Raw genomic sequence first — 12,082 nt, 5'->3', positions numbered from 1 at the left:
CTTTTTTAATGCCTCCGGTGCGAGAGCGGCCGTACACTTTCGAGGAGGAGATCTGTCCATGCTGAAAGAAGCGATTTATCATCGTCCGAAAAACAATTGGTCTTACGCGTATGACCGGAACACCGTTCACATCCGCATCCGTACGAAACGAGGAGACGTCGACCGGGTAGAGCTTCTGCACGGCGATAAGTACAACTGGCACGTGAAAGGCTATGATATTTGTGAAATGAAAATATTCGCTCAGGATGCGCTGTTCGACTATTGGCAAGGTCAGGTGCGTCCTGCTTTCCGACGGTTGAAATACGGTTTTCTTCTCCATGGAGGAGAGGAGCGTTTGTGGCTGAATGAGCAGGGACTGCAAGACAAGGAACCCATTCATTCGTTGTATTTCGAGTTCCCTTTCCTGAATCCTGCCGATGTGTTCGAACCGCCCGCCTGGGTAAAGGATGCGGTTTTTTATCAGATTTTTCCCGAACGATTCGCGAATGGAGATCCATTCAACGATCCGGTCGGCGTACTGCCCTGGGGCGGGGAGCCGACACCGAGCAACTTTTTCGGTGGAGATTTGCAGGGTGTCATCGATCATCTGGACCACCTGAAGCGTTTGGGAATCAATGCGATATATTTTAATCCGCTGTTCCAGGCAACGACGAACCATAAGTATGATACCGAGGATTATTTGAAGGTTGATTCGCACTTTGGTACCAATGAAAAGCTGAAGGAGCTGGTGGACAAGTGTCATGAACACGGGATCAAAGTGCTGCTGGATGCCGTATTCAATCACAGTGGCCGCACTTTTGCCCCTTTCGTAGACGTGTTGGAAAAAGGTGCGGATTCGCCCTATGCCGACTGGTTCCACGTGCGTGAATTTCCGTTGGAAGTGCGGGATGGCATTCCTACATACGATGCGTTTGCGTTCGAACCCCATATGCCTAAGTTGAACACGGAAAATTCCGAAGTCCAAAATTATTTACTCAAGGTGGCGCGCTATTGGATTGAAGAGATTGGCGTGGACGGCTGGCGCCTTGATGTGGCGAACGAGGTGGATCACCGTTTCTGGCGGCGTTTCCGCGACGTCGTGAAGGCGGCTAATCCGGAAGCATATATTCTGGGTGAGATCTGGCACGATTCCCAGCCCTGGCTCGGCGGAGATCAATTCGATGCCGTTATGAACTATCCGTTAACGGAAGCCATTCTCGATTACGCCGTGCGGGGCACACGCGATGCACGGGAGTTCGCCGATTTGACCGGTTATTTGCTGGCCGCCTATCCGCAGCAGGCTACGGAAGCTGCGTTTAACCTTCTGGGAAGCCACGACACGCCGAGATTGCTGACGCTTAGTAAAGGGGACAAGCGGCGGGTCCGGCTATCCTCCGCGATCCAGTTCACAATGCCGGGCACCCCGTGCATTTACTACGGGGATGAATTCGGCATGGACGGTGATCATGATCCCGGATGCCGCAAGTGTATGGTATGGGATCCTGAGCAGCAGGATCATGAGATGTTCGAGTTTTTTGCAGGGCTCGTGACGCTGCGCTCCTCACACCGGGCGCTGCGGGACGGAAGCTTTAATGTGCTGTCCGCCGAAGCGGGCAGCCATCTATTGGCATACACGAGGGAAGCCGACGGGGAACGGCTCGTGGCGGTATTCAACGCGAGCAAACGTAAGAGCTCCATTTCGGTTGCGATGCCGAAGGACGTAAAACCGGCTTCCGTGACGACGGTGTTCGGCGAAGGAGAAGCGGAGCTTCGCGTCCGCAAACTCCACGTTTCACTGCCGCCATTGGGCTACGCCATCGTACGTTTGGTTTGAGGCTTGTCGATACACCAACTGCGGGAGTCAGCCGCCTTACAGCTCGACTTCGAGCAAAATTGCATCGTGCAAGGCCGGTCAGCCGACTTACAGTTCGACTTCGAGTAAATCCCGACCGTGTAAGGCGGTTCAGCAGACTTACAGTTCGACTTCGAGTAATTTTCCACCGTGTAAGGCAGTTAAACCGCCTTACAGCTCGACTTCCAGCAGATTTCCACCGTGTAAGGCGGTTCAGCCGACTTACAGTTTTGATTTCGAGTATGAAACGTAAAACCCCGATAACCGGAGGGGGTCCGGTTATCGGGGTTTGCTTGTCTTTATGGCTTCAGTACGACAGTTGTATAAGGCGGAAGTGTAAGTTCATCGTTAGCGAGCTCTGCCCTTTCATCGGTCGTAAAGACAATGTTCGCGTATTTAACAGGATTGCTCTTGCCGACCGCTAATGGAACGGTCTGCGGCTTGCCGGACAGATTATGCAGCACTAACCGTTGTTCCTCGCCTGCACTTCGAATGTAAACCATGACAGAAGTATTATCGACCTTGTACTCTCCGATGACGTTACTTCTCAGCGCAGCATCCATCTGCCTCCATGAAATCAGCATGCGGTAACGGTTCAGAAGAGAGCCGGGGGACTCGTCTTCCGCCTCAACCGATACGGAACCGTCTCCTCGGTATACGGCAGGTTCCCAAGTCGTTTCCTCCGGAGCGCCGGGGGTGCGCTTCCACGGGAACGGCTCACGAATGTTCTCATCAGGCTTGGTTCCATTCATGCCCAACTCCTCGCCGTAATAGATGAACGGATTGCCAGGCATTGTGAGAAGCATGGCCGCGGCCGTTTTCGCGTGATCGAGATTGTTGCTCAATGCCGTCATCACCCGAGTCTGATCATGATTCGACAGGAAGGGCGCTTCTACAAACTTGCCGTCCGACGATTTATTATAGAACTCATGTATGCGGGATAAAGTGAAGCCCAGGTTCGACGAATTCTCATTATGCGCGGCTCCGATCAGTGTGCTCGCCAAATCGAAATTGAACGCGGAATCCATTGTCTTCAAATAAGGCCCTACTCTTGCCGTCGCATCCCACACTTCGCCGACGATATAAACATCGGGCTTGGACTGCTGCATGGCTTGGCGGAATTCCAGCCACCAGGCCAGATTTTTGTCCATGCTCCTCTTGTTCTTGTCCGTCGCCAAATCCTCATAAATATGCTTGGCCGCATCAACCCGGAAACCGTCGATTCCATGATCGAGCCAGAACTTCCCGATCCGGATCATTTCCTTGCGGACTTCCGGCTCATCGAAATTCAGATCCGGCATACCGTCCCAGAAAATGCCCAGATAGTGGCTGCCGTTCTTCTGATGCCACGCCTCCGAGGCCCCTGCGGCGCTCGACCCGGTTGGTTCGCGACCTTGATCCTCGGCCCACATATACCAATTACGGCGGTTGTCCTTGCCTGCGGCAGAATCCAGAAACCAAGGATGCTGAGAACTGGTGTGGTTTACGACCAGATCCATGATGACCTTGATACCGCGCTTGTGCGCTTCTTCGGTCAGCTTCTTTAAATCTTCCAACGTACCGTAATCCGGATTGACCTTCTCATAATCACTTACGTCATAGCCATGGTAGGATGGCGATTCGTTGATCGGCATCAGCCAGATGCCGTCCACACCCAAATCGTTGCCCTTTGCCGGCTTTCCGTCATTCAAATAGTCCAGCTTCGCGGTAATGCCATTGAAATCACCGATGCCGTCACCGTTAGAATCAGCGAATGATCGAACGAAAATTTCATAGTAAACGTTCGACTCCGCCGATATTTCTTTGGCCTTAGAGCCCGAACAGGCACCAACAGCGGAAGCCAATGCGAGTACGCAAACAACCGAGACGATTCGTCTGAAACCACTCATCCTTTGGACGCACCTGCTGTTAATCCGTCAACCAGGAAACGCTGCGTGTACATAAACAATATTGTAATCGGGATTGCGACAAGTACACACCCTGCAGCAAATAAGGTGAATTCCGTGCTGTTGTAGGCATCGATGATATTCCATAAGCCCACTGCCAACGTCCACTGATCCGGGGTTCTAAGAATCGATCTGGCGAAAATAAAGTCCACCCACGCGCCTGCGAAAGTCGTAAGCGAGATATAAGTAATAATCGGTCTCGACAACGGCAGGATAATTCGGGTGAAAATCGTCATATGGCTTGCTCCATCGATTCGTGCCGCCTCTTCCAGGCTTCGCGGAATCGTATCGAAGAAACCTTTTGCCACGAACATGAACAACGCTGCTCCTGCGGAATAAACCAGAATAAGCGCCCAGTGGGTATCGAGCAAATTCAGCGTATTAAGGATAACGAAAATCGCCATGATGCTCAGAAAACCCGGGAACATACCCAGAATCAGAACAAATGTCATCAAAGTTTTGCGACCCTTGAAACGGAAACGGGAAAACGCATAAGCCGTCAACAACTGGAGCAGCGTTCCCAGCACCATGCTGGCCGTCGCAACCTTCAAGGTGTTCAAATACCACGTGGCATAAGGGATTGCTCTGTCGCTCCTGACAACAAACAGATCATGGTAATGCTCAAGCGTCCATTTCTTCGGGATGAAAGTATCGCTGAAAAGGGAGTTGCCCTCCCGGAAAGAAGACAGAACCGTCCATATGGCAGGATAAAAACAAGCCAATGCGATCAAGATCAACAGCAGATAACTGAATACCAAACGCGGTTTCATTGGATCATGTCCTCCTCCCGGAAAGATCTTGTTCTCGTATAAACCAGAATGGAGAGAGTGGCGATAAACAAGAAAATGAGAATCGACACAGCGGCCGCGATATTGTATTGATTGAAGTCAAGAGTCAGCTTGTACAGCCAGGTTACAAGGAGATCCGTTTCTCCCGCGTTGTTGTAAGCCATCGTGGCGGGATTCCCGCCGGTCAGCAGGAATATGACGTTAAAGTTGTTGATGTTGCCTGCGAACTGCGTAATTAATATCGGAGCGGTGGAAAACAGTACGAACGGCATCGTAATGTTGCGAAATTTCATCCAAGAGGATGCTCCGTCCACTTCAGCCGCTTCATACAAGTCCTTCGGTATGGTCGTCAGAATGCCCATGACCAATACCATCGTGACCGGAATCCCGAGCCACATATTGACAACGATAACCGATACTTTCGCCCAGAAAGGATCGTTCAGCCACGGAAGACCTTCAAGACCGAAAACGCGGAAATATTGATTGATTGGACCGAATTTCTCATTAAGCATGTTTCTCAAGATCAATAAAGAAACGAATTGGGGAATGGCATACGGGACGATAAACAGCATTCTCCATAAACCTTTGAATTTGATCCCCTGCTGATTAATGAGAAGTGCGACAAGTATGCCTCCGAAGTAGCAGGTCAGCGTTGCCGTGATGGCCCAAATCACCGTCCAGGTCAGAACTCCGCCAAACGTATTGCTCCAAACGTTCAGGTTAAAAAGTTTATCGAAGGTTGCAAGTCCGACCCAATCCACTAAATTCTTGGGAGGTATATGATTCGGCGATGCATAGTTGGTAAAGGCGATCAGAGAGGTAAACACGATCGGCATGATCGTGAAGAACAACACGCCGATGATCGGAAACGCCAAGAGCATCCAAGGAAACAAACTGTTTCCCAAGCTCTGCGGATCCCTGCCTTGCTCCCGTCTTCGGCCCACCTGAATGGCATCGCGGATATTCCGAACATAGAGAAATACGTAGAAAATAAGGAGAAGCGCGGCGAGAACCCCGTAAATCATCATGAAGACGGAATGGTCTCCCGGAACGTTCTTGAATACCTTGCCTACTTTTTCCAAATGCTGGCCTTTGTCCCCCAGGGTAACAAGACCTTTCAGATGGGGGATCAGTGTTGTTGTCATCAGGTAAATTCCGGCCGCATGGATAAGAAGGAACAGTGCTCCCTTGGCATACTGCCGGTTATACCACTGCCCTAATCCCATACACAATGCCGAAAGCCACCCCGCCACGGCTGCATGTCGCTTCAAGCTGATCCTTCTCCTTCCTTAAGCCATTACACCCGCCGTTAGCCGGCGGGTGAATGGTATATCTTTTGGTATAAAAATATTAATTATTTCGCTGTTGCGATGGAGTCTTTCATTTTCTTAGCCCAATCGTCCATTGTTTTCTGAGCATCGGCTTTGTCGTTCCAGAGGGAAGACAGCGCCGCTTCGTGTGTACCCCAGAAAGAGTTCATTTCAGCGATCTTAGGCATCGGAGTCGAGTTGTCAAACTGTTTCAGGAATACGCTGGCAAAAGGATCTGTGCTGACTTTTTTCGCTGGCAGCTACATTTTTTGTTGGAAGGCAGGCTTCCGAACAATTCGAAGTTTTTCATTTGGAGCTCTTCGGAAGAAGCGATTTGAGCGAACAGCTTTGCAGCGTTTGGAAATTTAGAATTCGCGTTAATCATGAAACCTTTAACACCGGAGAACGGCATCATCGGCTTTCCGTTCGGCAGAGCCGGATACTCAGCTACGCCGAGGTTTTTCACACTTTTCTTGAATTCGCCCGTCTGCCAAGGTCCACTGACGTTCATGGCCAGCTTGCTTTCGTTGAAGAGGCTGGTTTTGATGTCGGATTTGATGTCGGCCGCTTTGATCGGAAGGATGTCTTTCAGGCTTTGGAAGAACTTCGCCGCTTCAACGCCTCCTGCGCTATTCAGGCCGATATCTGTTCCGTCCGTTCCGTCTTTGCCGAATACGTATGCGTCGTATCCGCCGAAGAAGCCCCAGCTCCAGTAACCGTTGCCGACTTCCCACATATAAGCATATTTTTTAGCTTTTGTGTCGTTGAACGTTTTGGCAAACTTGATCACATCATCCCATGTTTTCGGAGCTTCCGGGATCAAGTCTTTATTGTAAAATACCGCGGTTGTTTCTACAGACAGAGGGTAACCGTACATCATACCGTCCATCGTCCAAGCCTCGACCGCCTTGTCGGAGTTGTTGGCTCTCGTTTCTTCTTCATGAATATCGTTCGGAAGAACGACACCGGCTTGAACAGCTGCACCGAGACGGTCATGAACCGCTAGGAATACGTCCGCTCCAACACCTGCCGGACCGTCGGTGATCATTTTCTCGATTGATTTGTCAGGACCGACATCTTGGTACTCAACGTCAACGCCATATTTTTCTTTCATGACTTTTGCAGCTTCGTCAATCAGCGCTTTCTCGCTTGCGGAGTACCATACAACCAACTTAGCGCCATCTTCAGGCTTAAATTCTTCTTCCGCCGGCGCAGAAGCAGATGCCGATGCAGAAGCAGACGGACTTTCGGCAGCAGGAGCGCTTGCGCTTGGGGAGGATTCGTTGTTACCTTTGCTGCCGCAAGCAGACAAAACGAATACCAGTGCTACCACTAGTGACAACATTAGAAATTTAGATTTTTGCATGAAACTTAAGAACCCCTCTCTGAAAGTAAATAGTTTTAAAGGCGCCACAATGATTCGAAATGCAACATTTACCGGTTTAACACACTGCGGCAAAATGTTGTGCAAACGTTTGTACAACATTTCATAAATCGGCATACATATTGCTGTTGTCCCGGTAAATACGAACTTCTTAAACGTTTGTAAGCGCTTTTTAACCTATTTCCATGATACTCCATTTGAACAATAAGTAAATCGTTTGCACAATCGATATCTGCTTATTTTTCCGAAAGTATTTGGTTTTATCTTCAAATTGCTTCCATTTTCAAATAATCGCTTCGCTTGTTACGAAGTGCCATGTGTGGCACAATGAAACCGAATTCATGAAAGGAACGATATATCCCTATGTCGGTAACCATTAAAGATGTAGCCAAAAAAGCCGGAGTTTCACCCTCCACTGTATCTAGAGTTATTGCGGAACACCCCCGTATCAGCGCTGAAACGAGTCGACGGGTACGTGAAGTAATGGAAGAGCTCGGTTATCATCCGAACATGATGGCCAAGAGTCTCGTTTCCAAAACAACCCGGACGATCGGCGTTATCCTGCCTCGACCTGCGGAGGAACTGCTGCTTAACTTCTTCTTTTATGAATTGATAAGAGGAGTGCTTGCCCAACTCACGCGGGCCGGGTATGACCTGCTGATGGCAGGAGGAAGCAATGAGCGGGAAGAATTGGATACCGTGAAGCGGCTTGTACGCGGCGGGCGCGTTGATGGGTTACTGCTTCTGTACTCTCGTTCATCCGACCCGGTCATTCATTTTCTGCGTGAAGAAAAAATGCCGTTTGTGTTGATCGGCCGAAGCCTGGATTATAAAAACGTCCCATCCGTGGATAATGACAATATTCAAGCCGCTTATGACGCAACCAATCATCTCATTGCCCAAGGCCAGAAACGAATCGGCTTCGTCAGCGGTCCGGCAAGTCTGGCGATGACGCAAGACAGGATGGCGGGTTATACCAAGGCGCTGTCCGAAGCTGGGCTTCCTTTTAAAACAGGATGGGTTGTTGAAGGGGAATTTCTGCTGGAGAGCGGTTATCGAGCAATGGCATCCATTATGTCGCAGCCCGAACCGCCGACAGCCTTGGTTGTAATCGATGATGTAGTGGCATTCGGGGTACTCAAAGGGTTGGCCGAGCTTGGCTATCGCATTCCGCACGATGTCGCCATTGTCAGCTTTAACAATATCGCACTCTCGGAACTGACCATGCCTCCGATTTCCAGTGTCGATGTCGGAACCTACCAACTGGGGTATACGGCATCCCAAATGGTACTTCGGATGATCCAACAGGAAGACATTACATCCCGGCAAATCATCCCCCATCGGCTTGTCGTACGGGAGTCCTCATTGCGCAGCGTATCTATACGATAAGAGATCCTTCTTAAACCCTGCTTTCCAACATGGAAAGCAGGGTTTTTGTACTACTTTTATCTCTAGTTGAATTGCTTTATACTATCGAAAGATACCCCGCCCCAAACGGGAGAAGTCATATACCCTCTACTGGAGGTAGATCAGCTTTGAGTCATTATCATCCTTTATCAGAGACAGAAGCCGTCGAGCTCGCCAAGTCAATTAAGGACGTTTTTACAACCGAAGATCCTTTGGCGTGCCGCGAGATCGGAGACGGCAATTTAAATCTAGTTTTTCGCGTTACCCAGCCGGCCACAGGAGCCGGGGTTATTATTAAGCAAGCTTTGCCTTATGCCAAAGTCGTCGGCGAATCTTGGCCGCTCACCTTGGATCGGGCACGGATCGAAAGCGAATCTTTGATTATACAAGGGAAGCTGGCTCCAGGGCTTGTCCCGCAAGTGTATAAGACCGACAATGATCTTGCGTTGACCGTGATGGAAGACCTCAGCGATCACGTCATCATGCGCCGAGGACTCATGGAAGGCGGGATCTATCCGAAGTTCGTGGAAGATATTTCGGAATTTATGGCCCGCACATTGTTCTTCACGTCGGATTTGGGTATGAATCAACAAGAAAAGAAAGGACTTGTGCGTTCTTTCTCCAATCCGGAGCTATGCAAAATCACTGAGGATTTGATCTTTGACGATCCTTACATCGATTCGCCGAATAACAGCTTTGATGAACATCTTCGTGAAGATGCCGCACAGCTTTGGAAGGATACTGAGCTTCATTTGGAAGCAGCTCTTCTGAGAGAAAAGTTTCTAACCCAAGCACAAGCGTTGCTGCATGGGGACTTGCATACAGGAAGTATCTTCATTACGCCGGAATCGACCAAAGTCATTGACCCCGAATTCGCTTATTATGGCCCGATGGGCTTTGATATCGGCGCCGTTCTTGCCAACCTGCTGCTTAATTATGCCGCGCAAGAGCACTGGTCAGAAGATGCCGCCGCCCGTAAAGAACGCAGAAATTATCTCATACAATCGGTACATGACATTTGGACTTCGTTCGAACGGAAATTCCGTACACTATGGAATGAGCATGGCGTCGATAGAATGTCGAAGACGCCCGGCTATCAAGATATTTATATTCATCGCTTGCTGCAAGACACATTCGGTTTCACAGGTGCCAAAATGATAAGACGTATCGTCGGATTGGCTCATGTTGCCGATATCGATAAAATACCAGATCCAGAGGTGCGTAAAAAAGCGCAGCGGATGGCGTTGTCTATCGGCAAAACTCTGATGATGAGCAACCGGAAAGCTATGTCCATTCAGGAAATGATTGATATTGCCGAATCCGCTGTCTTGGCTTGATTGTGGGCGGATTGAAAGGAGCCTCAGCATGAGCACAGAACAAGGTACTAATAAATCTGAAGTCCTGCAATCGCTCAGATGGTCGGAAGATTATTTATCTTTGCTTGACCAGAGGTTGCTGCCGGAGGAAACCGTATACCTGCGGCTTACCACACCGGCGGAAGTATGGGAAGCGATTCGGGAGCTTAAAGTTCGCGGAGCCCCTGCCATTGGAATTGCAGCAGCCTACGGTGTTGTGCTTGGCATTCTCGGATTTCAGGGAAACGTGGAGCAGCTCGCTGAGAAAGTCGTCAGCCACGCTGAATATTTGGCTACTTCCAGACCTACAGCCGTCAACTTATTCTGGGCGCTTGACCGTATGAAAGCACGAGCCCAATCATTCGCGGAAGCTGGCTTGACTGCAGAGGAGATCGTTCAAGCATTGCTCGAGGAAGCAAAGCAGATTCACGCTGAGGATGAGCAAACAAACCGTTTAATCGGCGAACATGCATTGACACTGTTCTCTGACGGTATGGGCGTTCTGACTCACTGTAATGCCGGAGGCTTAGCAACGGCGAAATACGGTACAGCGCTTGCCCCCTTCTATTTGGCGCTGGAACAAGGCATACAGCTGAAAGTATTCGCGGATGAAACCAGGCCCGTGCTGCAAGGCGCTCGGTTAACAGCTTTTGAACTGTATCAGGCGGGGGTAGATGTTACTTTGATCACCGACAGTATGGCCGGTCATGTCATGTCCAAAGGATGGGTACAGGCTGTGATCGTCGGTACCGATCGCGTGGCCGCTAACGGTGACGTCGCTAATAAAATCGGAACCTACAGTGTCGCGGTTTTGGCTAAAGCGCACAATATCCCTTTTTATGTGGCTTGTCCGCTTTCAACGATCGACTTGTCGACGCCCACGGGCGCCGACATTCCGATAGAAGAAAGGCATCCGGATGAAATCGCCCTTGGATTCGGTAAACGAACCGCACCTTTAGGGGTTTCCATTTACAATCCGGCATTCGATATCACGCCCAATGAGCTCGTTACAGCCATCATTACAGAAAAGGGTATCGTTAAGGGTCCTTACGCCGAAAAACTTAAGCAATTATTTAAATAATAAAGCTGTTTGTCCGATTAAGAAGCCGTCTCCGCCATGATGAGGATGGCTTCTCTTCCGCTCATGCCTGCAGCTATTCCTAAGGCTCGTGCGGCATCGGTGACGGATTCCAACGGCGCATTCAGCAATTGCTCGATAGTGCGCACCCCTACTGCGCGGCCTGCTATAATTTCACGGTCCTTAAGCCGTTCATTAAGCAACTGTACATCCAATGCGCCGCACATGATATAGCCTTCACCCGCTGTAATGGCTAATAGTGTGGTTTTCGGCAGAAGAACTTCGACACCGATTGCAGTACGGCCTTCGATTTGAAGCGGAATAACGCTTACCATGCTTACCACCTCCTTAACCGCTCTGCTCGGCGCAGGTATCTTGCGATATAAGATATGCTCCATATCCATTAATCTTCAGGGCTTTTTGCCTGATAGCGGCACATTGGGCTGCAAGCATATATTATTGCAATCATCACGATTAGGATCATGTTATTATGGAGGCTTGTTGCATGAAAAGGTTGAATACAACCGGCGGCCAGACGTCATCGGAATCGAGCTCTCTTGAGAACCGCTTTAACGCGTATATTATTAGTAAACAGCTCATTCGTTTAAGCGTAAACAAAGGTCGAGGCATCAAATTGAATATCCCTTGCAGATTGCTGAATTACGACGCCGATCTCGAATTGCTCAGCGTGTATCATGTAGACGAGAAGCAAGTTTATACTTTTAATTTGACGGAGATAGACGATTTGGTCGAATAAAATTCAAACGCCGCATGCTATTTACTTAGCTTGCGGCGTTTTCTGTAAGGCCGGTTTGTCGATTTACGCTGAGCTCGGGAGTGGATTTTTCTCTGTAAGGCGGTTCAGCCGCCTTACAGCTTGACTCGGGAGCGGATTTTCTCTGTAAGGCGGTTCAGCCGCCTTACAACTCGCCTCGGGAGCGGATTTTCTCTGTAAGGCGGTTCAGCCGCCTTACAGCCTCGAC

General features: G+C 49.7%; 11 protein-coding genes. 5 read left to right on the top strand and 6 right to left on the bottom strand.

What is annotated here, in order from left to right:
• Positions 1 to 58: 58 nt before the first annotated feature.
• Positions 59 to 1,813 (top strand): alpha-glycosidase, encoded by a 1,755-nt coding sequence (locus SD71_RS05765; protein WP_041060892.1) that lies wholly within the window; start codon positions 59 to 61, stop codon positions 1,811 to 1,813.
• A 317-nt stretch (positions 1,814 to 2,130) separates the two neighbouring features.
• On the opposite strand, the gene SD71_RS05760 is transcribed toward SD71_RS05765, so the two are convergent.
• The 5 genes from SD71_RS05760 to SD71_RS05745 all read right to left on the bottom strand — a co-directional run bounded on the left by SD71_RS05760 (position 2,131) and on the right by SD71_RS05745 (position 7,241).
• Positions 2,131 to 3,720, bottom strand: coding sequence for an alpha-amylase family glycosyl hydrolase (locus tag SD71_RS05760; protein ID WP_041060889.1), 1,590 nt, complete (start codon positions 3,718 to 3,720; stop codon positions 2,131 to 2,133).
• Positions 3,717 to 4,547, bottom strand: coding sequence for a sugar ABC transporter permease (locus SD71_RS05755; protein ID WP_041060886.1), 831 nt, complete (start codon positions 4,545 to 4,547; stop codon positions 3,717 to 3,719). Before SD71_RS05755 ends, SD71_RS05760 begins: the two co-directional genes overlap by 4 nt.
• Positions 4,544 to 5,836: a carbohydrate ABC transporter permease gene (locus SD71_RS05750; RefSeq protein ID WP_041060882.1), complete on the bottom strand. Its 1,293-nt coding sequence runs from the start codon at positions 5,834 to 5,836 to the stop codon at positions 4,544 to 4,546. Before SD71_RS05750 ends, SD71_RS05755 begins: the two co-directional genes overlap by 4 nt.
• A gap of 83 nt (positions 5,837 to 5,919) precedes the next feature.
• Complete coding sequence (locus tag SD71_RS25485) at positions 5,920 to 6,045, bottom strand: hypothetical protein (RefSeq protein WP_268747715.1); 126 nt, start codon at positions 6,043 to 6,045, stop codon at positions 5,920 to 5,922.
• A gap of 41 nt (positions 6,046 to 6,086) precedes the next feature.
• A complete protein-coding gene (locus SD71_RS05745) occupies positions 6,087 to 7,241 on the bottom strand; it encodes a sugar ABC transporter substrate-binding protein (RefSeq protein WP_235427013.1) in 1,155 nt (384 codons plus the stop codon).
• A 381-nt stretch (positions 7,242 to 7,622) separates the two neighbouring features.
• On the opposite strand from SD71_RS05745, the gene SD71_RS05740 reads away from it, so the two are divergent.
• The 3 genes from SD71_RS05740 to mtnA all read left to right on the top strand — a co-directional run bounded on the left by SD71_RS05740 (position 7,623) and on the right by mtnA (position 11,102).
• Positions 7,623 to 8,648 carry a LacI family DNA-binding transcriptional regulator gene (locus SD71_RS05740; protein ID WP_041060879.1) on the top strand — a complete coding sequence of 342 codons (1,026 nt, stop codon included), beginning with the start codon at positions 7,623 to 7,625 and terminating at the stop codon, positions 8,646 to 8,648.
• Between the two features lie 146 nt (positions 8,649 to 8,794).
• Positions 8,795 to 10,003: an S-methyl-5-thioribose kinase gene (gene mtnK, locus SD71_RS05735; protein WP_041060876.1), complete on the top strand. Its 1,209-nt coding sequence runs from the start codon at positions 8,795 to 8,797 to the stop codon at positions 10,001 to 10,003.
• A 28-nt stretch (positions 10,004 to 10,031) separates the two neighbouring features.
• Positions 10,032 to 11,102, top strand: coding sequence for an S-methyl-5-thioribose-1-phosphate isomerase (gene mtnA, locus SD71_RS05730; RefSeq protein ID WP_041060874.1), 1,071 nt, complete (start codon positions 10,032 to 10,034; stop codon positions 11,100 to 11,102).
• A gap of 17 nt (positions 11,103 to 11,119) precedes the next feature.
• On the opposite strand, the gene SD71_RS05725 is transcribed toward mtnA, so the two are convergent.
• Entirely contained in the window at positions 11,120 to 11,434 is a 315-nt protein-coding gene (locus tag SD71_RS05725; RefSeq protein WP_041060871.1) for a YunC family protein, read from the bottom strand.
• Between the two features lie 170 nt (positions 11,435 to 11,604).
• On the opposite strand from SD71_RS05725, the gene SD71_RS05720 reads away from it, so the two are divergent.
• Positions 11,605 to 11,856, top strand: coding sequence for a hypothetical protein (locus tag SD71_RS05720; RefSeq protein ID WP_041060868.1), 252 nt, complete (start codon positions 11,605 to 11,607; stop codon positions 11,854 to 11,856).
• The last annotated feature ends 226 nt before the right edge of the window (positions 11,857 to 12,082 follow it).

Source organism: Cohnella kolymensis (assembly GCF_000829465.1).
Taxonomy (GTDB): Bacteria; Bacillota; Bacilli; order Paenibacillales; family Paenibacillaceae; genus Cohnella; species Cohnella kolymensis.
The sequence above is the reverse complement of the archived record's forward strand: the minus strand, read 5'-3'. Positions and strand labels throughout refer to the sequence as shown.

Bases quoted from the DNA above. Each gene is read 5' to 3' on its own strand.
- SD71_RS05745 (WP_235427013.1), bottom strand. From the start codon at position 7,241: ATGCAAAAATCTAAATTTCTAATGTTGTCACTAGTGGTAGCACTGGTA.
- SD71_RS05725 (WP_041060871.1), bottom strand. From the start codon at position 11,434: ATGGTAAGCGTTATTCCGCTTCAAATCGAAGGCCGTACTGCAATCGGT.
- SD71_RS05755 (WP_041060886.1), bottom strand. From the start codon at position 4,547: ATGAAACCGCGTTTGGTATTCAGTTATCTGCTGTTGATCTTGATCGCA.
- SD71_RS25485 (WP_268747715.1), bottom strand. From the start codon at position 6,045: ATGAACTCTTTCTGGGGTACACACGAAGCGGCGCTGTCTTCCCTCTGG.
- SD71_RS05720 (WP_041060868.1), top strand. From the start codon at position 11,605: ATGAAAAGGTTGAATACAACCGGCGGCCAGACGTCATCGGAATCGAGC.
- SD71_RS05740 (WP_041060879.1), top strand. From the start codon at position 7,623: ATGTCGGTAACCATTAAAGATGTAGCCAAAAAAGCCGGAGTTTCACCC.
- SD71_RS05765 (WP_041060892.1), top strand. From the start codon at position 59: ATGCTGAAAGAAGCGATTTATCATCGTCCGAAAAACAATTGGTCTTAC.
- SD71_RS05760 (WP_041060889.1), bottom strand. From the start codon at position 3,720: ATGAGTGGTTTCAGACGAATCGTCTCGGTTGTTTGCGTACTCGCATTG.
- mtnA (WP_041060874.1), top strand. From the start codon at position 10,032: ATGAGCACAGAACAAGGTACTAATAAATCTGAAGTCCTGCAATCGCTC.